Genomic DNA, 22780 nt, shown 5'->3' with positions numbered 1-22780 from the left:
GTCAGAGGTACCTATCCGCAGATCGGCAGAGGTGGACAGAACCCCGCGAGCGAAGTGCTATCGCGTGCAAGAACCGTGGGGATTTTGTCGATTTCCGTGCAAATAAGCGCGACCCATGTCTCTGGTGCGGAACGTTGCCTGTCTCTCAGGTCAGGCGATGAAAGGCAAAACCCGTCGGCGTCGCAAAGACCCGTTACCTCAGCCGAACAGCTTGAACCCGGACCTGTATCTTTCGCGCATGCCGGACTCCGGTCGATTGCGTATCGGGAACCCGCGGAAACGCTCAGAACTTCACGCGGTAGCTCGCCGAAACCCAGGTCGTATTCTTGCCCGTCTGGTTCGATGTATTGACCATGACGAGGCCGTCACCGTTACCCAGCTTGTAGCTCATGCCGAGGCCGCCGCGCAGCCAGTCCTGCTGCACGGAAGCGCCGTCGATGGAAAAGGCCGAAAGCCCGAGGATCTGCCCGCTGACGCCGGCGCCAGCCTTCTCGAAACGATGGCCATATTCGAAACGGGTGACGAGGGCGAACTGGTCGTTGAGCGGCGTCGTGGCATCCGCCCCGATACGCACCGCGTTGGAAACCTCGCGAGACCCGTTGAACTGGACCGGGAAGCTCCCGCCCGTTTCTGTGTAGCCGTTCATCTGCGAGTTCAGATAGGTATAGCTGACGAAGGGGGAGACGCCAGTCGAGGCCAGCTTGAACGCATCCTGCCAGTCGACACGGGCGCGGACGCCGTAGGTCTGCGTCGCAGCCGAGCCGAAGGATGAATCATTGGCCGCGCCATTCAGATAACCGCGCCGGATATCCGCCTTGCCCCAGTTGAAATAGCCGGAGAGCGTTGCGACCACGCCGCCGCCAGCAGCATAGGAGACATCGGGAGCAACATAACCAGAGGAGAACACGGAGTTACCGGCATTCGGCGTATCCATCCGCGCATATTGCCCACCGACGGCAACGCGCACCGTCCAGCCCCCTTCGATCCCGCGTCCGAAACCGAATTCGCCCGCGCCGATGCCGCCTTGCGAGGATTTCATGCTCGAATAGCCTCCATCGCCGGTGAACCATGCGGAGGATTGCCCCGCATCGAGCAGCATGAAGAGCGGCGAGGAATGCGCGCCGTTGATCGCGACGTCCGCATTCTGCAGCTGCCCGGACACTCGCGGCGCGCTGACAAGGCTCTGCTGGAAGTTGGTCACATCCATCAGGCCGGCGGTGGTGGTCGTCGCGGTCGGGGCGGCTGTTGCGTTGGAGGGCGAAACCGTGAGGGGAACCGGACCTCGGGCGATGAAGGCGCGGTTGCTCGCGAGTGTTCCTGCCACGACGCTACCGTCGGCTGAAACGCCGTCCGCCTCCAGCGTGACGTCGTTGGGAAGTGTGACGCCGTTATTACGAAGCCATTGATCCACGGTGATCAAGCCGGTGCCCTGTGTCCAGCGGAACGCGCGCCGTGTATCGTTATTGGCGCCGTCCGTGGCATAGCCCACAACCACCGCCCCATCGGCGGACGCCCCGGTCGCCGCGGACATTGAGCCACGGTTGAGTGCGCCTAGACTGACCATACCCGCGCTTTGGGTCCATCGGTAAGCGCGGGTGGAATTGGCCGCCGCACCATCCGTTGCATTACCGACGACGACCGATCCGTCGCCGCTTACGCTGTTGGCATATGAGTAGAAGCCGCCATTGAGCACGCCGAGGCTGACCAGACCGGACGCTTGCGTCCAGCGGAAGGCGCGGTCGCGGTTATTCGCGGCGCCGTCATTGGAATAGCCCACAACGACCGATCCGTCGGCAGACGCCGCATTGGCGATCGAGGCTGCTCCGCGGTTGAGCGTCCCGAGGCTGACCAGGCCAGTCTGCTGGGTCCAGCGAAAGGCGCGATTTTTATTGTTTGCGGTGCCGTCAGCCGCATAGCCGACCACCACGCTGCCGTCGGCGCTGACGCCGTTGGCGGAGGAGCCGTTACCGCCATTTAGGACGCCGAGGCTGACCATACCGGAGCCTTGTGTCCATCGGAATGCGCGCGAAGCATTGTTCGCGGCGCCGTCGCCTGCGTAACCCACGACGACCGCTCCATCGGCCGAGACGCCATAGGCTTCCGACGAACGACCTCCGTTGAGAAGGCCGAGACTGATCAAGCCGGAGCTTTGGCTCCAGCGGAAGGCGCGGGAAACGTTGTTCGCGCTGCCATCGTTCGCTTCGCCCACCACAACGGTTCCGTCAGCCGAGACCGCGTAGCCGTATGAGTTGGCGCCGCCATTGATCGTGCCCAGTCCCAATAGATCGGAACCATGAGCTCCCATAGGCATGAAGACCGGCACGCCCGCAAGCAAAGCGAGAAGCAGGCTTCGATAAGGACGCAGCGTAAGGTCGGAGGTATTCGCACGCCGAAATGGCCTGTCTTCGTGGCAGGCGTCTTTGGGAGTTTCAATTGTCTTATTCGTGCCGCTCATGAGAAAGTCTCCCACGCATCACCATCCCTTTTCCTTGCAGATTCTTGGTTATTACCCGTCACGAAAACGGCCGCACAGGGGGCGACGCGGAAGTGCGAGAGCGTGCAAATGCTGCGGTCAATCTGTTGATTTTCGTGCAAATTCGTCGACGAAGCGGTGCCCCGGGAGGAGCCGACGCGCACCGGATGGAGGACCGCCAAGCCACCTGCAGCGGCTTGGCGTCGAATCTGTCCGGTATCGACATGACAATTCGGGCCGGAAGGCATCCAATGGTTGCACGGACGCTTTCCTGCTCGACAATTCAGTCCAAGGTTGTGGCCCCGATCATCCAGATGAAATGCTATTTCGGATCCGCCGGCGCGCTCCCGTCAGAACTTCATCCGATAGCTCGCAGAGAGCCAGGTCGTGTTCTTGCCCGTCTGGTTCGACGTGTTCACCATGACGAGCCCGTCGCCGTTGCCCAGCTTGTAGCTCACGCCCAGACCGCCGCGCAGCCAATCCTGCTGCACGGACGCTCCATCCATGGAGAAGGCGGAGAGGCCGAGAATCTGGCCGCTGACGCCGGCACCGGCCTTCTCGAAACGATGACCGTATTCAAAGCGGGTCACCAGCGCGAACTGGTCGTTGAGCGGCGTCGTGGCATCGGCCCCGATACGCACCGCGTTGGAAACCTCGCGAGACCCGTTGAACTGGACCGGGAAGCTGCCGCCGGTTTCCGTGTAGCCGTTCATCTGCGCGTTCAGATAGGTATAGCTGACGAAGGGCGAGATGCCGGTGGATGCCAGCTTCAAGGCATCCTGCCAGTCGACACGGGCACGAACCCCATAGATCTGCGTCGCAGCCGACCCGAACGACGAATCGTTGGCCGCGCCATTCAGATAGCCGCGCCGGATATCGGCCTTGCCCCAGTTGAAATAGCCGGAAAGGGTGGCAACCACGCCGCCGCCGACGGCATAGGAGACGTCCGGCGCGATATAGCCCGAAGAGAACACCGAATTCCCGGCATTCGGCGTGTCCATCCGGGCATATTGCCCGCCGCCGGCAACGCGCACCGTCCAGCCCCCTTCGATCCCGCGTCCGAAACCGAATTCGCCCGCGCCAAGCCCGCCCTGAGCGGACCTCATGATCGTATAACCGCCATCGCCCGTGAACGAGGCGGACGACTGCCCTGCATCGAGCAGCATGAACAGCGGCGAGGAATGCGCGCCGTTGATGACCGTGTCGGCATTCTGCATCTGCCCGGAAACACGCGGCGTGCTTGCAAGGCTCTGTTGGAAGTTGGTCACATCCATCAGGCCGGCGGTGGTGGTCGTCGTCATTCCGCCGGTCGATGGCGGGGCTGGAATTGCTCCGCGCGCGATATACGCGTGATTGTTCTGCAAGGTCCCGACAACGACATTGCCGTCGGCGGAGACACCGGTCGCGCTGGCGGTGACGTTGCTTCCAAGCGTGACGCCCCCGTCGCTGAGCCACTTGTCGACGGTGATCATGCCCGTTGCCTGCGTCCAACGGAAACCGCGCAAGACCTGACCCTGACCGTCGATGTCCGCGTTGCCGACGATGACGGAGCCGTCCCTGTTTGTCGCATTGGCCGCAGAGATGCTGCCGCCGCTCAGGATGCCCATATTGGTGATGGTCCCACCGGCAGGACTATCCTTCCAGTAATAGGCGCGTTGAGCGTTATTCATATTTCCATCATTGGCATAGCCGACCACGACCGCACCGTCACCGCTCACGCCCGTTGCGCGAATGTCGTCACCGCCATTCAGCCTTCCCAGATCTTGCACGGCCGTTGCGGTCCAGCGATAGGCGCGTGCGTTTCTCGATGGCCTCGATCCGTCGTCCCCATTGCCGACGATAACCGATCCGTCGTAGTTCACGCCGGTCGCATATGTTCCGTTGGCTCCCGGAAAAGTGAGGCGCTCAAGGCCGCCTGCCTTAGTCCATCGAAATGCAGCGGCCCAAGTGCTCAGAAGTTCGCCGACTACCACTTTACCGTCGCCGCTGACGGCGCGGGGGATACCATAAACCGTGTTAACCGGATCCAGATCGACCGTCCCTGTCGCCGGCGTCCACATGACCGCATGCTGATCGTTGAAGCGATCCGATGCCCAGCCGACCACGACGGTGCCATCGCTGTTGATCCCCGTCACCTGGCCAGCCGATCCGCCCACGGCCTGGATAAAGCCCTGCAGGCGCCCCATCGCGCCGCCCTGCACGAAACGGAAAACGTCGTTGTTGCTATTCCCGATCACGGTCGTCCCATCGCCGCTGACCCCGACCGCCTGGGATGTCCCACCACCAAGCGTTCCGAGATCGGCAATACTGCCGGGCACCGGGCCCACCTGTTGCGCCATGGCTGGCGCGATGGCTGTGCCGGCCACAAGGGTCACCGCAAGTCCGGAAAGCTGCCATGCCGTCTTCATTCCGGCCGCTCGCTTCCGAGATTCGGTACCGCCAGTCATAGTCATTGAAAATGTCCCCTCAAATAAAATTCAGTATGAGCGTCCGCGGTGTTCAGAACTTCACGCGGTAGCTGGCCGAGAGCCACGTCGTGTTGCGCCCGGTCTGGTTGGAGGTGTTGACCATCAGCAGCCCATCACCGTCGCCGAGCTTGTAGGCGACCCCGATGCCGCCGCTCAGCCAATCCTGCTGCACCGCCGCACCGTCGATGGAGAAGGCCGAGAGGCCGAGAATCTGTCCACGGATGCCCGGGCCGGCCTTCTCGAAACGATGGCCGTATTCCAGATGGGTGACGAAGGCGAAGAGGTCGTTGATCGGTGTTCTGGCATCCGCGCCGATCCGCACGGCATTGGAGTTTTCGCGGGAACCGTCGAAGCGGACCGGGAAACTGCCGCCGGTTTCGCTGTAACCGTCCATCCGCGCGCTCAAAAAGGTGTAACTTGCGAATGGAGATACGGAGGTCGTGCCGGCCGACAGCGCGTCCTGCCAGGCAAGGCGGGCACTGAAGCCGGTCGTCTGGGTCGCTGAGGAGCCGAAGGAGGAATCGTTGGCCGTCCCGTTGAGATAGCCGCGCCGGATATCGGCCTTGCCCCAGCTGAAATAGCCCGACAGCGCCGCAACCAGCCGGTTATCGAAACTGTGCGAAACCTCCGGCGCGATGTAGCCGGAGCCGTAAACGGCATTGCCGCCGTTCAGCGTGTCCATCCGCGCATACTGCCCGCCGCCCGAGAGGCACACGATCCAGCCGTCTTCCAGTGCATGCGCATAGCCGAGTTGGCCCATCCCGAAGCCGCCATTGGTCGACTTCGCGCTCCCCGCGCCTGCCCCACCGGTGAACGAGGCAGAGGATTGCCCGGCATCGAGCGACATGAACAACGGCGAGCAACGTGTGCTGTCGACGGCCAGACTTGTGTTCTGAAGCTCCGGGGCAAGCCTGGGCGCGGTGGCGAGGCTGGTCTGGAAATTCTGAACATCCATGAGGCCCGCCGTCGTCGTCGTGGCCGCCGTTGCAGTGGCCCCGGCGGCGCCCGTCTGCACCTGCACCGGCCCGCGGGCGATGAAGGCGTGGCTGTTTTGCAGTTCGCCGACCACGACATTCCCGTCCGCGGAAACGCCATAGGCCGCCTTGGTGATATTGCTGCCGACAGCGGCCCCGTTCTCCCGCAGCCAGTCTTCGACCGTGATCATCCGGTTATCGGTCTGCGACCAGCGAAAGGCGCGGGTGACCTGATTGACCCCGTCCACGTCTCCGATCCCAACCACGACCGTGCCGTCGCGGCTGATCGCATAGGCTCTCGAAACGCTGCCGCCGCTGAGTATCCCGAGGCTTGTCATCGTGTTGGAGGCTGCCGTCCAGCGGAAAGCACGCTCGGCACCGCCGGCACTGCCGTCGTTTGCATAACCGACGACGATCGTTCCGTCGCCGCTGACACCCGTTGCAGCGGCGTTCGCACCGCCGTTCAAGGTGCCCAGATCGATCATGTTGCCCGTCTGCATCGACCAGAGAAAGGCGCGGGAGTTCGTGTGCGCCGGCCCGTCGTCGGAAGAGCCCACCACGATGTTCCCGTCGTTGTTCACGGCAGTGGCATAGGACGCGCGGGTGCCGGGAAGACGTCCCAGATCGACCATCCCGAACGTCGCGTCCCAGCGGAAGGCCTTGTAGGTGTCCGTCATCGCCTGACCGACCACGACCGTTCCATCCGGATTGACGGCAGTGGCCCTTGAGCGGAAGAAGTTGCGGTTGGGATCGAGGTCTTGCATGGTCCCCGTTGCCGAGGTCCAACGAAAGGCACGCTCGCTATTGCCATTGTCGATGACGCCGCCGACCACGACGGTGCCGTTCGCATTGACGCCGGTCGCCTCCGCAGCGCCGCCATAAAGGGACGGCAGAGCCACCATGCCTCCGCTGCCCCAGACGAAGCGGAACGCCTGATTGTCGCTGAGGCCCACAACGGTTGTTCCGTCAGCGCTCACGGCATTAGCCTTCGACGTGCCGCCGTTCAGGGTGCCCAGATCGAGTGGGTTATCTGTCGGCGGGTTCGCCTGTTGCGCCATGGCAGGCGCGAAGGCAGCGGTGGCGAGCAGGGCTGTCACCAGGCCGGAGCGCCGCCACGCAGCGTCCATGCGTACTGTCGCCGCTCTCGTCCGGGGCCGGCAATCCCCCGAGAGCATTTCCAGACTTTTGGAATAGCGAACCGGCTTAAACAATAAAGTATCTCCATGCATGTTTCTGCCTGATCGGACGTTGTCTCCATACGTCACGCTCTCCGGTATTCGTTGAATTTGAAGGTCTTACAGGCCCTAACGAGAGGGGCACAGAGCCTGTGGGTCGATGTGCAATGGCGTGCAAAGTGGCCGGCGAATTTGTCGATGGCAGTGCAAACAGACCGCTCCACCGGCTCTGCTGTCGTGATCAGCGTGCCTGTTGAATCCACCCGCGCCAGGCCGCGTGGAGGGGCGATGCTTCTTCATCTTTCAGACCCGCATGACCGAAGGCCCGTGCCTCGCGCGGCACCAGCCCATAAATTCGGCGGAAAGCGTTGACGAAGCCGGAGCGATTGTCGAAACAGAATTGGCTTGCAATGTCGGAGATCGACCGGTCGATCTGGCTTGGATCGATGAGCGCGCCTCGGATCGCCTCAAGCCGGCGGGCGCGCAAATAGGAGATGAAGCCGCCCTCCCCCTCGAAAAGATAATAGAGCTTGCGTCTCGAAATTCCGAACCGGGCGGCGACTGTCTCCGCAGTGAGGCTCGGATTGGAAAGCTGCGCCTGAATGTATCGACGGATCTCCATCTGCAGTGACGCCTGAATGCCCGGAGCCGCCAGATCGCGCGAGTCCTCGCCGTTGAGAATAGCCGCGACCATGTGAAGCGTCGGCTGCAGAACCGCGAGACCCTCCGCCGGGACCAATTGCGGGCCGGCGCTCATCAATTCGGCGACATGGCTTCTGAGAATGCGCACCAGAGGCAATTCTCCGCGAATGACCCTGAGATGGTGCGCATCGGGCGAAACGAGGAGCGGAGCCAGAAGTCGCCGTGGGACAATCAGGTTGAGATTGGAAAAATCTGTCGCGGCCGTCATCAGCGGTTGCGCGAGATCGACGATCAACAAATCACCCGGACGCGTCCATTCGCTATCGGCCCAGTTCCGGTCGCCGCATTGTCCCTCGACGTAGAACTGGATGAGATAATGGCTCAGGCCATCACGGGCGGTGCGATACCGCGAACGCTCGAAAGACTGCGCATGGCAGCTCGAGCGGGCCACCATCGCATCCCCCAGAAGCAGCGCCCCCGCTTCCGCGCAAAAGGAACCGTCCTTCTGCAGGTGGCTGACATCGAACATGACGTTGATGTTTTCCAGCCACATGGCCCGCGCTATGGCTGGGGTAAGTCCTTTCGTGCTGAAATAAGAAAAAGGAATTTGTCCCTGCATGAATTTTGCGCCCCACCCGGCTACACTTAACATATGATTTTCGGCGGAATAAAATTCGGCCCAAGGCTGTATTAAAATTTCAAATTTTCCTAATATACATCGGTATGCATATCCGTTTCCAGTAACCGAGGGGGCTGCTCCTTTTTACGCTTGGCGTCATCGGCGATCAACTGGCGCAAATTGGATCGATCTCTCTTTTTGGGGTCGGTATGTCGTGCAAGTACAGCGCCATAAAGGCTCATCGGTGGGCTTGAACGGCAAGAGGCTGAGAATGCGACGCTTCGCCTTGAGAACGAGGAGCTGTGTCTCGACAATATCCGCCTGAAGGTCGAGAAGCAGTTGCTGCGCGACGAGATCGCGCGGCTGAAGAACCTGCCCTCTCGCCCACCGTTTCATGTATCCGGAATAAAGAAGGCAACGGATCGAAATGTCGGTGACAAGCCGGTCGGCAAGAAGACCCCGCGCGGGCCGAAGCTGGACCCGGATCGTGTGACGTGTGAGGCATATTTACGGATGCCTGCTCCGGTAGGCGCGCGCTTCAAGGGTTATAAGGATTGCTTTGTCCGCGAACCGGTCGTGAAGGCGGAACTCGTGCGCGATCGGCGTGAATGCTGGGTGTCGGCCGATGGCAAGACGATCATTGCCTCTCTGCCGCAAGGTGTTTCCGGCGGCTATGGTCCGAACGTCAGACGCTTCTGCCTGATGTTGCATGCTCGAGCACAGGTGACGACGCAGCGGCTGGCGACCTTGCTCAACGATGTCGGCATCGAGATTTCTAAGCGCCAGGTCGTGCGGATGCTGACGAGCGGACTTGATGGGTTCGTGGCCGAGGATGCTGCCATCCTGCATGTCGGTCTCGTGTTGTCGTCATACGTCACGGTCTATGACACGGGCGCTCGCCATGGTGCCGGCGATTTCCACACGACGCAGATCGGCGGTGAACATTTTTCGGCGTTTCGCACGACACCGTCCAAAACGCGGCTGAACTTCCTGTGGATCCTGCGCGGCCATTACTGCGACTATGCCCTGAACCAGGCCGCTCTCGACTATCTGCAGGAACGGCATGGCGTGGATTCAGCCGTCATCGCCAGGCTGCGCACACGGCGACCGCTGCATTTTGCCAAACAGGTTCCGTTCCTGGAGCATCTGGCTGCCAGGGGCATCGATATTTTCAACAAGCAGATCGTGCGCCTTCTGGCAGAAGCCGCCATCTTTGGCGCCATCCGCCACCGGCACCAGATCTGCGCCGGTTCATCCCCCTCCTCCAACGTACCCCAAGTTTCGCGAGGCTGCAGGATATTAAGCCACTGAAGATATGGTAAATTAGACGTCAAAGATAGCGAAGACGAACTATCGATTCACAGGGTGAACGGTGATTTTCGCGCTTGTTCACGCACGATAAGCACGTCTTATCGGAGATTAGCCATCTATTGGCCGTCACTTGCCATCTTTTGCGCAAACCATTATCTTTACCCCTAGAAACGCCTTGCCCGGAGGACTTTCATGTCTGAACCGCAACTCTCCATCCGCAGCAGCAAGGCCCGTGATCTCGCGCATGCTCTCGCTCGTCGCACCGGTCAGCCGATCAACAGGCTCGTCGAACAGGCGCTCGAACGATACGACATCGAGCTACGAAGTCAAAACAAGGCCCACCCGCTCGATGCGGTCTGGGAGCTTGCCGCTGAAGGCCGGCGAACCGTTCCGCCCGGCACGACCTCGGCGCATGATGACCTCTACGACGAGAATGGGTTGCCGAAGTGATCGCTGTCGATACATCGGTTCTGATCGCAATCTTCCTCGAAGAGCCTGAAGCTGAAACGTTCAAGGCCGTCTTGTCAGCGAACGACATCGTCGTCGGGTGGCCCACGCTGTTTGAAACTAGAACGGTATTGGAGGCTAAGAGGTTTTCCAACCCAAGTCATATCATCATGAGCCTCTCCGAGGCCTCGAACGTGACCTGCCTCACTTTTGATCGACCGCACTATCGAGCGGCCGAGCAGGCATTGCAGCATTATGGGAAAGGCCGACATCCCGCAGGTCTCAACATGGGAGATTGCTTTTCCTACGCAGTTTCCGCCGTGGCCAAAGCGCCCTTGCTGTTCAAGGGGCGCGACTTCTCGCAAACAGACCTGAAACTGCATCCGGCGTCGTCATCGGCATGAGCAACTCCGCGTCCAGCAGTCCATTGGGTCGTCGTGTGGCGGCCCTCGACACGATCGCCTCGGTCCTGCCGATGGGGCGTCGTGACACGTTGGCGGGCTTGCTCACCGATCAGGATGTCGAAACGCTCCGTCATTTGGTCAATCAGGGCATTGGGGAAAATACGCTACGCGCCCTCACCTCCGATCTGGCCTATCTTCAGGCTTGGTCGCACGCTACGACCGGCGGTCCTCTTCCGTGGCCAGCGCCTGAAGCGCTTCTCTTGAAATTCGTCGCCCATCATCTGTGGGACCCCGAAAAGCGTCTCACCGATCCGCAACATGGCATGCCGTCGGATGTCGAAGACCAGCTTCGCCTTCAGGGGTTCCTCAGAGCCGCGGGGCCCCTTGCGCCTGACACCGTGCGCCGGCGGCTCGCCACGTGGTCGACGCTGACGAAATGGCGGGGGCTGGAAGGTGCATTTGCATCCCCAAGGCTGAAATCTGCCATCCGGCTTGCGGTGCGCGCGAACCCTCGTCCGCGCAAGCGCAAAAGCGCCAAGGCTTTGACAGGTGATATTCTCAGCCGGCTCCTCAAGACGTGTGAAAGCGGCAGTCTGCGCGATCTTCGCGACCGGGCGATCCTCATGCTTGCCTTCGCCTCCGGCGGTCGTCGCCGCAGTGAAGTGGCGGGTCTGCGCAAGGAGCAATTGATCGACGAAGAACCGATCGCTGTCGAGGGAGGCTCTCCCCGGCCGTCGCTGTCCATTCATCTCGGGCGGACAAAGACCAGCGGGGCCGATCGCGACGAAGTGGTCTATCTTACCGGGCGGCCGGTCGAGGCGCTGAAGGTCTGGCTGAAGGCCGCGCAGATCGGGAGCGGCAGCGTGTTTCGGGGGATCGATCGCTGGGGCAATGTCTCGGCGCGCGCGCTGGACCCTGCCGCCGTGAACGACATCGTCAAGCAGCGCGCGCAACAAGCAGGTCTCGACCCGGCGGAATATTCGGCGCACGGCTTGCGGTCTGGCTATCTGACGGAGGCGGCCAATCGGGGCATTCCGCTGCTTGAGGCCATGGAACAGTCTCGACACCGCTCGGTTCAGCAGGCGTCGGAGTATTATAACAGCGCCACGCGCAGGAGCGGGCGAGCCGCACGGCTGCTGTGAGGGTTTGGAAAGCTAGCAGTGCTTGCCGTCTTGAGCCTCTTCTATCGATGCTGCCGGCAATAATATCCGTCACCCGCCTCTCACCGGCTCCCTGGCTTATTCGCCGATGCAGAGATTGCGGCCGATTCAGCAACAGTTGCGGCCTTCGGTAATCGACGCAAACTCCTACGTGCTGGCCGATCTGACGGCTAGGCTTTTGCCCAGTGCTTTGGCGGCTGAGAGCCCGGATCTTACGCGCTCGCTGATCAGGTCGCGTTCGAATTGTGCGATGCCCGAGAAGAACGCCGCCGCCCGAACCATGGCTCTCGATCCGTATGATTTCGTCGAATCATCTTGCCAAGTTCAATAAAGATGATAACGTTTCAACTTAGTTGGCCGAGACGGCCTTCCGTTGACATTTGGGAGGATGCAACATGAGTGCAGGGTTGGAGAATTTTCAGGGCATACGGCGTCGTACCTTTCTGGCCGGTACCGGCGGATTGGCGCTGGCCGCGATGACGAATGGCGGCGCCCGCGCCGCCGACGAGGTCGGCGGAGAGCTTGCCGTGCTCAACTGGGCCGGCGGCACCGAACTCGAGATGCTGCATAATCTGCAGAAGGCGTTCGTTGCCAAATACCCCAAGGTGAAGATCCGCGAGGTCAATGTCACCGGTCAGGGCGACATGCGCCCCGGCATGCGCACCGCGCTGATGGGCGGGGAGAAGGTCGATCTGTTTGTCAACACATGGCCCGCTTTCCGCAAGGAACTGGCCGATGCCGGCATCCTGCGGCCCATCGATGATCAATGGAAGACGTTTAACTGGGACAAGCGGCTCGATGCGTCCTGGCGCAAGCTCGGCTCGCTGGCCGATGTGACCTATGGCCTGACCTATACGTTCGGCGATCGCTCCGGCATCTGGTACAAGAAGGACCATATGGCCAAGGCGGGCATCGCCGAAATGCCCAAGACATGGGACGAGTTCACGGCGGCGTTGCCGAAGCTGCAGAAGGCGGGATTTGCCGCGCCGATTGCCATACCCGGCAAATACTGGGCGCATGCCGAGTGGTTCGAGACTTTGCTGCTGAGGACTGCCGGCGTCGAGGCCTCGTCCAAGCTTGCCGCCCACCAGATCCCCTGGACTGACGCAATCGTGAAGACCGCGCTCAAGAAATACGCATCGTTGATCTCGGGCGGTTTTTGCGGTGCCCCGGCCGACATGCTGTCCACCGAGTGGGATGCGGCCTGCGACCAGGTCTTTCAGGCAAATGCGAAGAATTTCGTGCTCATCGGCATGTGGCTCAACGCCCGCGCCAAGGACGATTACAAGCTTGTGGAGGGCAAGGACTACAGCCTGTTCCAGTTTCCCGCGCTTGGCATGGGCCATGACGATACGTCGAGCGTCGACTCCAAGGAATTTGTCGTGACCGCCAACGGGGCGAACCCCAAGGCTGCCGACGCATTCCTCGATTTCTGCACCACGGCGGATGCGGCCAACATCATCGCCAAGGCAGGCCTGGCCTCTCCGAGCAAGGAGGTCGATGCGTCCCTCTACGGCGATGCCCAGAAGATCGCCACGGCCGCGGTTGCCAAGTCCAAGGTGCAGTTCGTCCTCGGCGATCTGCTGCCTGGCGATCTGGTCGACGAGTACCGTGTCCAGCTGCAGAAGTTCCTGCAGGATCCCTCGGACGCCAATATCGACAAGGTTCTGGCCGCCATCGAGGCCAAGGCAAAGGCATCCTACTGATGAAACCCCTTCCCGTTTCCCCCAAAAGGGAGGCGGGCATGGACCAGGCCCATCCACCGGCGCTCGCGCGAGTGCCGCGCCGGTGGAGGCTTGGCGATGCCTCTGCCGCCGCCCTTCTGCTCGCGCCGGCCATGCTGCTCTTCACGGTGGCGACGCTCTATCCGCTTGTCGAAACGGTCCGCATCAGCTTCTGGGACATTCAGGGCCTCAGAAAGCCGAGTTTTGCGGGATTTGGAAATTATATTCTTCTGTTTTCCGATGCCGGTTTCCGCAACACGCTGACCACGACCCTCCTGTTCACGGCAGGCGTGACGATCCTGTCGGTGAGCATCGGCTGGGTTGTCGCCATGCTCTGCGCGCTCGCCCCGCGGCAGACGCTCGTCTTCCGGATGATGTTCTTTGCCGCCTTCGGCATTTCGGAATCGGTGTCCGGCTATCTCTGGACGGGTATATTCCGCTCCGATAGCGGCGGCTTGCTGAATTCGCTGATCCAGCATCTCGGCTTTCCTGGTTTCGCCTTCGCATGGCTCGGAGACGAGAAAACCGCGCTCTGGGTTCTCATCATTGCCTCGGCCTGGAGCGCCGTCGGCCTGCCGCTGATGCTGATTTTTGCCGCCATCCAGTCCATCCCGAAATCGGTGTTGGAAGCCGCTTACATGGATGGCGCCAAATCGTTTTCCACCATGCGCTTCATCATGGTGCCGCTGTCGCTGCCCGGCGTGCGCGTATCGGTGTTCATCAATCTGCTGACCGCGCTCAGGGCCTTCGACATCATCTACGTGATGACGAATGGCGGCCCCGCCCGCGCGACGGAAACGGTCGGCTATTTCATCTACCGGGAATCGATGACGCAGTTCAAACTCGGTTATGGCGCCGCCGCGACGATTGTCCTGCTGGTCGCGTTTCTGATCGTCTCGGCTCCCGCCATCATGCAGCGGACGGCAGGTGCGAAATGACGGACAGGGCGCCGCGATGGGTGATTGTGGTTGTGGGCGTCATCGCCCTGATCTGGATGGTGCCGATCATCGGCATCGTCATGACCTCCATCCGCCCGCCCGAGGGAACGGCGCTCGGCTGGTGGCAGTTCGACCATTTCGATTTCACCCTGGACGCCTGGCGCAAGGTCTGGAGCAAGTATCCGCTCGCGCCGGCTCTCTGGGTGACGGTGAAGACCGCCGGCCTTGCCACGCTCTTCACCATGCTACTGACGCCTGCCGCCGCCTATGCCTTCCATTTCCTCGAATTTCGCTTCCGTCGGCTGATGCTGGTGATCATCATCAATGCGTTCGTGCTGCCGCAGCAGGTCGTCATCATTCCGCTTTTCCGGCTATGGCGCGACATGGGCCTGATCGACAATATCCTGTCGGTGCTGATCCCCTATGTCGGCCTCTCCTTCGCCTGGTCGATCTATCTGGTGAAGAACTTCTTCGAGGATTTTCCGAAGGAGCTGGTGGAGGCCTCGAAGATCGACGGCTGCGGCCCGGTCGATACGTTCCGCTTCGTAGTCCTGCCGAACAGTCTTTCCCCGGTCTTTGCCGTCGGCATCCTGCAATTCCTGTGGACCTGGAACGCGCTGCTTCTGCCGATGCTGTTCCTTCGCTCGGAAATCCCCCTGCCCGTGCTGTTGGCGCGCATTTCCAGCAGCTACGAAATGAACTGGGACATGCGCTCGGTCGCCGCCATCGTGACCGCCACGGTCCCGCTCCTCGTCTTCATGATCTTCCAACGCCAATTTGCTGCCGGATCGCAGACTCGATCCGGGGCCAAGGAGTAGCCATGTCAAGAAACGTCGTTAGCCCGATGCGTTTTCGCCAGGTTCATCTCGACTTTCACACGTCCGAACATATCGACGGGATCGGTGCTGACTTTGATCCGGCGTCGTTCGTTTCGACCCTGAAAGCCGCGAATGTCGATTCCATTACTATCTTCGCCAAGTGCCACCACGGCTGGTCCTATTATCCCACAAAGGTCGGCAAGCCCCATCCCCGGCTCGCTCGCCCGGACCTGATGGGCGAGATGGTCGATGCGTTGACGGCGGCCGACATCGAGTGCCCGCTTTACATCTCCGTGCAGTGGGACGAACTGACGGCGCGCGAACATCCGGAATGGCGGGCCCTCAGCGCCACCAACCACTATCAGCGCGCGATTTTCGGCGATCCCTCGGCGGCCAAGCAGCTCAGCCCAGCATGGCACACGCTCTGCCTCAATCATCAGGGCGTGCGGCGCTACATTCTGGATCAGGCGCGCGAGGTGGCCAGCAATTACAAGACGCAAGGCCTGTTCTTCGACATCGTGCTCACGCCCGACTGCGTCTGCACCGCCTGCCTCGACCGGATGCGCCTGAACGGTCTCGATCCGCTCAACCCGGCCGACCGGCTGAAGAACGACGAAGCCGTCAACGAGCAGTTCCGGCAGGAAACCAGCGCGGCTCTCTTTGCCGAGTTCCCGGACCTGCGCGTGTTCTACAATTGCGGCCATATCCACAAGCAGGGCCGGCAGCGCTTCTCGACCTATACGCATCTGGAAATCGAAAGCCTGCCGACCGGCGGCTGGGGCTACGACCATTTTCCGTCCTCGGCGCGCTATGCCGCGACGCTGGGCCTCGATTTCGTCTCCCACACCGGCAAGTTTCATACGATGTGGGGCGAGTTCGGCGGTTTCAAGCATCCCGACGCGCTGGAATACGAATGCGCCCAGATGGTCGCCCTCGGCTCGAAGTGCCTTGTCGGCGACCAGCTTCATCCGAACGGTGCGATCAACCCCGACACCTATGCCTCCATCGCGCCCGCCTATGCGCGGATCAAGAAGCTGGAACCCTATCTGGTCGGGGCCAGACAGATTTCCGAGGTCGCCATTCTGTCGGCCGAGCACATGAACCCGCAGGGCGAGCGCAACGATCCGAGCGACGACGGCGCCTCGCAGATGCTGCAGGAATTGAAATGGCCGTTCGACGTCATCGATCTCTCCGCCCGGTTTGAAGACTACCGGCTTCTGATCCTGCCCGACACGATCGCGGTCGATGCGGCGCTGGCCGCACGGCTGGAGGCCTATCTGGCCCAGGGCGGCAAGCTGATCGCCTCCTGGCGCTCGGGGCTCTCACCGGAGGATCGGTTTGCCATCGATTTCGGGATAGAGCGCGCCGGCGGCCCGATCGCCTTCAGCCCGAGCTACATGAAGGCGTCGAAGTCGCTCGATCCTTCCATGCCGGAAACGGCCTTCGTCTGCTACGACACGGCGGATGTCATCCGGCCAGCAGGGGCCGAGGTTCTGGCCGAAATCTACCCGAGCTATTTCAACCGGAATTTCGCGCATTTCTGCTCGCACCAGCATGCCCCCGACGATCCTGCTGCAGAGCCGCTGGGCGCGGCCGTCACGGTTCACGGCGGTGCTGCCTACATTGCCTATCCCATTTTCAGGCTTTATCGCGCGATGGGCCAACCCTTGTACAAATATGTGGTGCGAGGCCTCCTGACCCGGCTCATAACCGATCCTGTTCTTCAGACGGATTTGCCCTCTTCGGGCCGCGCGACTTTTACAACGCAGCCGGATACAGGCCGCCACGTCCTGCATCTCCTCTACGGTCCGCCGCAGATCCGCGGCAAGGAGGTTCCCACCGAAGACGGCAGCCACCGCGTCATGGAGATGATTGAGGATATTCCGGCCATCGGCCCGGTGACCGCCAAGGTCCGGCTGCCGTCCGCGCCGGCGCGTGTCTACGACGCGCTGACCGGCGAGGATATCGCGTATGCCAGCGAGCCGGACGGCGTCTACCGGGTAACCCTGCCTCATCTTCGCATTCACAGCGCAGTGGTCTTCGAGAGCGCGTCATGAGGATGGCAACGGCGGGTCTGGCCAGAAATGACGAGCGGCAGACGCCCGGCGCGTCGTGGCGGTGCGCCCGTTCCTGGGCTATAGGACGCATTTCGGCAGCAGACGTGCTGCCGTGATCTGCCTTGAGCAAAGGAGACGCCCGCGATGAACGAACCGGAACCGAGTGGCGAAAAGCGTCGAAGCCCCACGATCATCGACGTCGCGCGGACCGCCGATGTTGCGGTCGGCACGGTCTCGCGCTATCTGAACGGACAGCCGATCCGCCGCGCCAACCGCGAACAGATCGAGCAGGCCATTCAGGAGCTCGGTTACAAGCGCAATGCGGCCGCCGCTTCGATCCGGACCGATCTCACCCATATCATCGGATTTCTGGTCCCACGCTTCGACGAGTTTCATGCCCAGATGCTGGAGCACCTGAGCAATACCGTGCGCCGCAGCGGCCGTGCGGTGCTCAGCTATTGCCACGGCGGCGACCCGCGCGTCATCGCCGAAGCTCTGGATATTTTCGCGGCCCAGCGCGTCGACGCCATCGTCATGGACGGGACGGCGGATGTCTACGACCGCGTGGACGAGCTTCTGTCGCAGAACATTCCGATCATCTTCTACAACAACGACCTGCGCGGGCTCGCCGTGGACAGGGTGATGGTCGACAACTACCGTGCCAGCTACCGCATCGTCAGCCATCTCGCCGATCTCGGCCATGAGCGCATTGGCATCCTGATGGGCGATCTCGCCAATTCGTCGGGGCTTGAGCGGCTTTCGGGCTATGAGAAAGCCCTGCAGGAGAAGGGGATCGAGATCGATCCCGCCCTCAAGGTCAAGGGCAACTGGACCATCGATGGCGGCTACCAGGCAACCACGCGGCTGATGGCGCTGGAACAGCGGCCGACCGCGCTCTTTTGCGCCAACTACGGCATGGCCATCGGCGCCATGAGCTGGCTGAAGGAAAACGGCCTGCATGTGCCGGACGATATCTCGCTCGTCAGCTACGACGACGTGCCGGTCTTCAGGCTCTACGAATCCGGCATTACCGCAGTCGCGCAGCCGATTGCAACGATTGCCGAAACCATAACCGACATCCTTCTGGAACGCCTCGGGGAACCCTCCAACCGGGTAACGCGAAGCGTGACGCTGGAATGCGACATTATCCTGCGAGGTTCGACGCGAAGGGTTGCCTGACCGACGGACCGCGCCTGCCATGGGAGGAAGACATTGGCTCGGCTGGAACTGCGTAACATCGACAAGTCCTACGGGGCCTTCCAGGCCATCGAGGGGCTGAATCTGGCGGTGGAGGACGGATCGTTCACGGTCTTCGTCGGACCGTCCGGATGCGGCAAATCCACGCTTCTCCGGATGATCGCGGGCCTGGAAAAGATCACCGGCGGCGATCTGATCATCGGCGGCCGCACGGTCAACACCGCCGACCCCATCGAGCGCGGCGTCGCCATGGTGTTCCAGAACTATGCGCTCTATCCGCATATGACGGTCGAGCAGAATATCGGCTTTGCCCTTCGGATTGCCGGTCTCGGCAGGGAAGAGATCGCGCGCCGCGTGATGGATGTGGCAAAGACGCTGCAGGTGGAAAGCCTGCTCAAGCGCAAGCCGGCGCAGCTCTCCGGCGGCCAGCGCCAGCGGGTGGCGATCGGCCGGGCCATCGTGCGCAATCCGGACGTCTTTCTCTTCGATGAACCGCTGTCGAACCTGGATGCCGAATTGCGGGTTTCGATGCGCGTCGAGATCGCCAAGCTTCATCAGCGACTGCGCACGACCATGATCTATGTCACCCACGACCAGACGGAGGCCATGACGCTCGCCGACAGGATCGTCGTGATCCGCGCCGGCAAGATCGAGCAGGTGGGCACGCCGCAACAGCTCTATAGCGACCCCGAAAATCTCTTCGTGGCCGGCTTCATCGGCTCCCCGCGCATGAACCTGCTGGACGGAACGACGGCGCCCGACGGGTCGGTGCGTCTCGCCTGCGGCGCGGTTTTTCACACGACCGCGCCTCTGCCGGCTGCCGGGACCCCGGTCAAACTGGGTATTCGCCCCGAGCATTTTACCGTCGATGAGGGTGGTTTGGAGATCGCGGCGACCGTGGATGTCGTGGAAAACCTCGGCGGCACACGCTTCATCTATGGCCAGCTCGCAAGCGGCGAAAGCGTCGTCATCGAAGAGCGGTCCGAACGGCCGTTGCAGCGCGGCGAAACGCTGAGCTTCCGCGCATCGCCTTCAAGGGCGCTGCTGTTTGCAGCCGATGGAACGCGCATTCGCGACGTTGCGTGGAAGGAATAGCCGGCATGACGGACAATCTGCTTTGGTATGACGAGCCCGCCCGGATATGGACGGACGCCCTGCCGCTTGGCAACGGGCGGCTGGGCGGCATGGTCTTCGGCGGTGTCGAAAACGATCGGGTCCAGATCAACGAATCGACGTTCTGGTCGGGCGGACCGTACAACTCGGTGAACCCGGACGCCTTCGCGCATCTGGACGAGGTGCGCCAGGCAATCTTCGCGGGTCGCTACAGGGAAGCCGAGGCAATGGCCAGCGCTCATTTGATGGCAAAGCCGCTGAAGCAGATGTCCTACCAGCCGGTCGGCGATCTCCTGCTGAGCCTTGAGCATGAGGGACCTGCCGCCAGCTATCGGCGCGCGCTGAACCTCGATGCCGCAATCGCAACCTGCGAATACGATGTGGGTGAGGTGCATTTTCAACGCGAGACCTTTGCCGACAGCGTCGATGGCGTGCTGGTGCTGAAGCTCTCCGCCAGCCGGCCCGGTTCGATTTCCCTGCGCCTTGGCCTCACGTCTCCGCAGTCCGGCCTTGTCCACTCCGGCGGCGATACGCGTCTCGAACTCCTCGGCATGGGCAAGCCCGAGCATGGGGTTGCCGCGGCGCTGCATTTCGCGCTGGCCCTCCGCGTCCAGGCCAAAGGCGGCACGACGGGCCGGACGGGCGATGAAATCCGGGTCGAGAACGCCGACGAAGTCGTCGTTCTTCTCGATGCGGCCACCAATTTCGTCCGGTTCGATGACGTTTCCGGAGACCCGGTCCTGCGTGTCGCGGAGAGACTGGACCGTGCATCCTCTCAATCCTTCGAGCGGCTGCGTGCCCGCCACATGACGGAGCACCGGCGACTGTTCCGGTCCTTTGCCCTAGACTTGGGAAGCACCGCCGCGGCTCTGCAACCGACGGATCGGCGTATTGCCGGTTTTGGGCAGGCCCCGGACCCGGCGCTGGCGGCTCTCTATGTCCAGTACGGACGCTATCTGGCGATTTCCTCCTCCCGGCCGGGCACGCAGCCGGCCAATCTGCAGGGTATCTGGAACGACGAGGTCGATCCGCCCTGGGGCAGCAAATACACGGCCAACATCAATCTGCAGATGAACTACTGGCTCGCCGCGCCTGCCAATCTGGCCGAGTGCCTGGAACCCCTTGTCGCCCTGGCCGAAGATCTTGCCTTGAGCGGGCGGGAAACGGCGAGGGTGCACTACAATGCGCGCGGCTGGGTGCTGCACCACAATACCGATCTCTGGCGCGCCACCGCGCCGATCGACGGGCCGCAATGGGGCCTTTGGCCTATGGGCGGGGTGTGGCTGATGGTGCAGCTGCTGGATGTCTGCGACTATCTGGACGATGCAGATGCCATGCGGGCGCGCCTCTTGCCGCTGGCGCGGGGCGCGGCCGAATTTATCCTCGATGTGCTCGTGCCCCTGCCCGGCACCGACTATCTGGTCACCAATCCCTCCCTGTCACCGGAAAATCTGCATCCCGGCGGCACCTCCATCTGCGCCGGACCGGCCATGGACAATCAGCTGCTGCGCGATTTCTTCGTGCTGTTGCGGCCGCTGGCGGCAGAGGCGGGCGAAGCGGAACTGGTCGCTGCGCTGGACGAGACCGCGAGACGGCTCCCCCCCGACCGCATCGGCGCCTCCGGGCAATTGCAGGAATGGCTCGACGACTGGGACATGCAGGCGCCGGAAATCCATCATCGCCACGTCTCGCATCTCTACGGCCTTTATCCCAGCTGGCAGATCGATCCGGGAGAGACGCCTGCGCTGGCGGAGGCCGCGCGGAGGTCGCTGGAAATCCGCGGCGACGATGCGACAGGCTGGGGAATTGGCTGGCGCATCAATCTCTGGGCCAGGCTACGGGACGGCGATCACGCCTTCGAGGTCCTGAAGCTCCTGCTGAGCCCCGAGCGCAGCTATCGCAACTTGTTCGACGCGCATCCGCCGTTCCAGATCGACGGCAATTTCGGCGGCGCGGCCGGAATTCTGGAAATGCTGGTGCAGTCGAGCCCGCGCGAGCTTTCCCTTCTGCCGGCCCTCCCCTCGGTGTGGCCTGACGGCAAGCTGACCGGGCTTCGCATCCGCGGCGGCGCGACGCTTGACCTGGAATGGTCGGACGCAACTCCGTGCAAGGTGAAGATTTTCACGTCACATGGCGGCGAATGGTTAATCCGTTTTGGAAACAGCCGGGCACGGGTCAATCTTAAGGCGGGTGAGGCTCGCAGTCTGACTTACCGGGGGGCGGCATTTATGGAATCAAATATACCATGACGGAGCCGTTGGCTTCTTCCGGATTTCCATCAATTTGTTCCAAATATCGATAGCGAATGACTAGGGTCATCAGGGAATGCAGACTCCGCACTAAACCCTCAAAACGCTCATGGCGAGACAGGGTCCAGTCCTGTCGGTTCGAAATCCTTGAGATTGCGCGTTGCCAAACGTCCTCCGTTGACCTTGGCGATCCCTGCGATCATGCCATCTGGCGCAGACATGGGTCTCCCCCCCCTCCGTACAGCCTCACCCATCAACTCTCCATAAGCCAACGCTGCGTCCTCCTAAAAACCGAAGATGCGATCTGCAAAGCGCCGCCGCCATTCGGCTAGTCCCTAATCGAGTCGGATAGCTCGCTCATCCGGTCGGATTTTCCGAATGCCAAAGGCGATTTCGGCAATCGTCACTGTGGGAAGTGCGAGTTCCGCGTCATGGCGGATCAGCCAGGCTACAACGCTTTCACCAGGAGATTTGCGCAGCGTCTCCGTAACCACATTGGTGTCGAGGAAAATCACAGATCAAGCCCCGTATGAACGCCACGCTGTTCTCGGATGACTACGTCGAGATCGAGATCGCTTCCGAACTGCGACGACATCCGAGCGTAAAAATCCGCCGCCCGCTCGCGACCAAGCTCGCGCGTCGCATAGGCTTCAAGCGCTCGTTCGACAATGTCGGCAATCGAGCGGTTTTCCCGCCTGGCCAAAGTATGGGCCAGATTACGCGCCCGTTCACTGCGTACGGATAGCTGGGGTTCTGCCATCACCTACCGCATCCGTTATTTTCCAAGGTGTGTAATATAGAATGGCGTGGTGGTGCTAGCAAGATGGGTGATGCCATCTCGCCATCAGATTTCCTGGCCTTTCACTGGAGACGGGGTTGCGAAGCCGAGCGAGACGTTTCCGCGAGCAATGAAATGCCCTCTTGCGTGACAGCCGGCTCTCGTTCCGTTTGGGCCATCTCCCTCCCCCTTCGTTCGGTTGGATGTGAGGGCACATCCACCGAAACGGTGGG

16 protein-coding genes and 2 pseudogenes are annotated in these 22780 nt (G+C 61.7%); 11 read left to right on the top strand and 7 right to left on the bottom strand.

What is annotated here, in order from left to right; genetic code table 11:
• Nucleotides 1–283: 283 nt before the first annotated feature.
• The 4 genes from ABID16_RS20920 to ABID16_RS20905 form a co-directional block, all read right to left on the bottom strand.
• On the bottom strand, nucleotides 284–2455 hold the full coding sequence (locus ABID16_RS20920) for an autotransporter domain-containing protein (RefSeq protein ID WP_354558313.1): 2172 nt from the start codon (nucleotides 2453–2455) through the stop codon (nucleotides 284–286).
• A 368-nt stretch (nucleotides 2456–2823) separates the two neighbouring features.
• Nucleotides 2824–4881, bottom strand: a complete 2058-nt coding sequence (locus ABID16_RS20915) for an autotransporter domain-containing protein (protein WP_354558312.1) — start codon at nucleotides 4879–4881, stop codon at nucleotides 2824–2826.
• Nucleotides 4882–4972: 91 nt separating this feature from the next.
• Nucleotides 4973–7042 (bottom strand): autotransporter domain-containing protein, encoded by a 2070-nt coding sequence (locus ABID16_RS20910; protein ID WP_354558311.1) that lies wholly within the window; start codon nucleotides 7040–7042, stop codon nucleotides 4973–4975.
• Nucleotides 7043–7331: 289 nt separating this feature from the next.
• Nucleotides 7332–8285 (bottom strand): helix-turn-helix domain-containing protein, encoded by a 954-nt coding sequence (locus ABID16_RS20905; protein WP_354558310.1) that lies wholly within the window; start codon nucleotides 8283–8285, stop codon nucleotides 7332–7334.
• A gap of 315 nt (nucleotides 8286–8600) precedes the next feature.
• On the opposite strand from ABID16_RS20905, the pseudogene ABID16_RS20900 reads away from it, so the two are divergent.
• The 4 genes and pseudogenes from ABID16_RS20900 to ABID16_RS20885 all read left to right on the top strand — a co-directional run.
• A pseudogene (locus ABID16_RS20900) lies at nucleotides 8601–9581 on the top strand (IS66 family transposase); the annotation flags it as partial.
• A gap of 273 nt (nucleotides 9582–9854) precedes the next feature.
• Complete coding sequence (locus ABID16_RS20895) at nucleotides 9855–10112, top strand: type II toxin-antitoxin system VapB family antitoxin (RefSeq protein WP_354558308.1); 258 nt, start codon at nucleotides 9855–9857, stop codon at nucleotides 10110–10112.
• Nucleotides 10109–10513, top strand: a complete 405-nt coding sequence (locus ABID16_RS20890; RefSeq protein WP_354558307.1) for a type II toxin-antitoxin system VapC family toxin — start codon at nucleotides 10109–10111, stop codon at nucleotides 10511–10513. Before ABID16_RS20895 ends, ABID16_RS20890 begins: the two co-directional genes overlap by 4 nt.
• Complete coding sequence (locus tag ABID16_RS20885) at nucleotides 10510–11655, top strand: tyrosine-type recombinase/integrase (RefSeq protein ID WP_354558306.1); 1146 nt, start codon at nucleotides 10510–10512, stop codon at nucleotides 11653–11655. The genes ABID16_RS20890 and ABID16_RS20885 overlap by 4 nt, the downstream gene beginning before the upstream one ends.
• A gap of 165 nt (nucleotides 11656–11820) precedes the next feature.
• Here ABID16_RS20885 and ABID16_RS20880 read toward each other — a convergent pair whose 3' ends face one another.
• Nucleotides 11821–11955: a recombinase family protein gene (locus ABID16_RS20880; protein ID WP_354558305.1), complete on the bottom strand. Its 135-nt coding sequence runs from the start codon at nucleotides 11953–11955 to the stop codon at nucleotides 11821–11823.
• 113 nt (nucleotides 11956–12068) lie between these two features.
• Here ABID16_RS20880 and ABID16_RS20875 point away from each other — a divergent pair, with 113 nt between their 5' ends.
• The 7 genes from ABID16_RS20875 to ABID16_RS20845 all read left to right on the top strand — a co-directional run bounded on the left by ABID16_RS20875 (nucleotide 12069) and on the right by ABID16_RS20845 (nucleotide 21769).
• Nucleotides 12069–13379 carry an ABC transporter substrate-binding protein gene (locus ABID16_RS20875; protein ID WP_354558304.1) on the top strand — a complete coding sequence of 437 codons (1311 nt, stop codon included), beginning with the start codon at nucleotides 12069–12071 and terminating at the stop codon, nucleotides 13377–13379.
• 38 nt (nucleotides 13380–13417) lie between these two features.
• Complete coding sequence (locus ABID16_RS20870) at nucleotides 13418–14335, top strand: carbohydrate ABC transporter permease (RefSeq protein WP_354558303.1); 918 nt, start codon at nucleotides 13418–13420, stop codon at nucleotides 14333–14335.
• Nucleotides 14332–15153 (top strand): carbohydrate ABC transporter permease, encoded by an 822-nt coding sequence (locus ABID16_RS20865; protein WP_354558302.1) that lies wholly within the window; start codon nucleotides 14332–14334, stop codon nucleotides 15151–15153. The genes ABID16_RS20870 and ABID16_RS20865 overlap by 4 nt, the downstream gene beginning before the upstream one ends.
• A 2-nt stretch (nucleotides 15154–15155) precedes the next feature.
• On the top strand, nucleotides 15156–17210 hold the full coding sequence (locus tag ABID16_RS20860) for a beta-galactosidase trimerization domain-containing protein (protein ID WP_354558301.1): 2055 nt from the start codon (nucleotides 15156–15158) through the stop codon (nucleotides 17208–17210).
• A gap of 144 nt (nucleotides 17211–17354) precedes the next feature.
• Nucleotides 17355–18389, top strand: a complete 1035-nt coding sequence (locus ABID16_RS20855; RefSeq protein WP_354558300.1) for a LacI family DNA-binding transcriptional regulator — start codon at nucleotides 17355–17357, stop codon at nucleotides 18387–18389.
• Nucleotides 18390–18422: 33 nt separating this feature from the next.
• Nucleotides 18423–19502: an ABC transporter ATP-binding protein gene (locus ABID16_RS20850; RefSeq protein WP_354558299.1), complete on the top strand. Its 1080-nt coding sequence runs from the start codon at nucleotides 18423–18425 to the stop codon at nucleotides 19500–19502.
• Nucleotides 19503–19507: 5 nt separating this feature from the next.
• A complete protein-coding gene (locus ABID16_RS20845) occupies nucleotides 19508–21769 on the top strand; it encodes a glycosyl hydrolase family 95 catalytic domain-containing protein (RefSeq protein WP_354558298.1) in 2262 nt (753 codons plus the stop codon).
• Between the two features lie 107 nt (nucleotides 21770–21876).
• Here ABID16_RS20845 and ABID16_RS20840 read toward each other — a convergent pair.
• Together ABID16_RS20840 and ABID16_RS20835 are read right to left on the bottom strand one after the other, a co-directional pair.
• Nucleotides 21877–22284: pseudogene (locus ABID16_RS20840) on the bottom strand (PIN domain-containing protein).
• The gene (locus ABID16_RS20835; RefSeq protein WP_354558297.1) at nucleotides 22281–22529 is read right to left on the bottom strand and encodes a type II toxin-antitoxin system VapB family antitoxin; all 249 of its coding nucleotides are present in this window, start codon (nucleotides 22527–22529) and stop codon (nucleotides 22281–22283) included. Before ABID16_RS20835 ends, ABID16_RS20840 begins: the two are co-directional and overlap by 4 nt.
• Between the last annotated feature and the right edge of the window lie 251 nt (nucleotides 22530–22780).

Source organism: Limnomicrobium aquaticum, from assembly GCF_040545545.1.
GTDB classification, from domain to species: domain Bacteria; phylum Pseudomonadota; class Alphaproteobacteria; order Rhizobiales; family Rhizobiaceae; genus Ensifer_A; species Ensifer_A aquaticum.
Note: the sequence above shows the minus strand (reverse complement) of the source record. Positions and strands in the feature narration are given on the sequence as shown.

Coding starts and splice junctions, on each gene's coding strand:
- ABID16_RS20920 (WP_354558313.1), bottom strand. CDS start 2,455: ATGAGCGGCACGAATAAGACAATTGAAACTCCCAAAGACGCCTGCCAC.
- ABID16_RS20915 (WP_354558312.1), bottom strand. CDS start 4,881: ATGAAGACGGCATGGCAGCTTTCCGGACTTGCGGTGACCCTTGTGGCC.
- ABID16_RS20910 (WP_354558311.1), bottom strand. CDS start 7,042: ATGGACGCTGCGTGGCGGCGCTCCGGCCTGGTGACAGCCCTGCTCGCC.
- ABID16_RS20905 (WP_354558310.1), bottom strand. CDS start 8,285: ATGTGGCTGGAAAACATCAACGTCATGTTCGATGTCAGCCACCTGCAG.
- ABID16_RS20895 (WP_354558308.1), top strand. CDS start 9,855: ATGTCTGAACCGCAACTCTCCATCCGCAGCAGCAAGGCCCGTGATCTC.
- ABID16_RS20885 (WP_354558306.1), top strand. CDS start 10,510: ATGAGCAACTCCGCGTCCAGCAGTCCATTGGGTCGTCGTGTGGCGGCC.
- ABID16_RS20880 (WP_354558305.1), bottom strand. CDS start 11,955: ATGGTTCGGGCGGCGGCGTTCTTCTCGGGCATCGCACAATTCGAACGC.
- ABID16_RS20875 (WP_354558304.1), top strand. CDS start 12,069: ATGAGTGCAGGGTTGGAGAATTTTCAGGGCATACGGCGTCGTACCTTT.
- ABID16_RS20870 (WP_354558303.1), top strand. CDS start 13,418: ATGGACCAGGCCCATCCACCGGCGCTCGCGCGAGTGCCGCGCCGGTGG.
- ABID16_RS20865 (WP_354558302.1), top strand. CDS start 14,332: ATGACGGACAGGGCGCCGCGATGGGTGATTGTGGTTGTGGGCGTCATC.
- ABID16_RS20860 (WP_354558301.1), top strand. CDS start 15,156: ATGTCAAGAAACGTCGTTAGCCCGATGCGTTTTCGCCAGGTTCATCTC.
- ABID16_RS20855 (WP_354558300.1), top strand. CDS start 17,355: ATGAACGAACCGGAACCGAGTGGCGAAAAGCGTCGAAGCCCCACGATC.
- ABID16_RS20845 (WP_354558298.1), top strand. CDS start 19,508: ATGACGGACAATCTGCTTTGGTATGACGAGCCCGCCCGGATATGGACG.
- ABID16_RS20835 (WP_354558297.1), bottom strand. CDS start 22,529: ATGGCAGAACCCCAGCTATCCGTACGCAGTGAACGGGCGCGTAATCTG.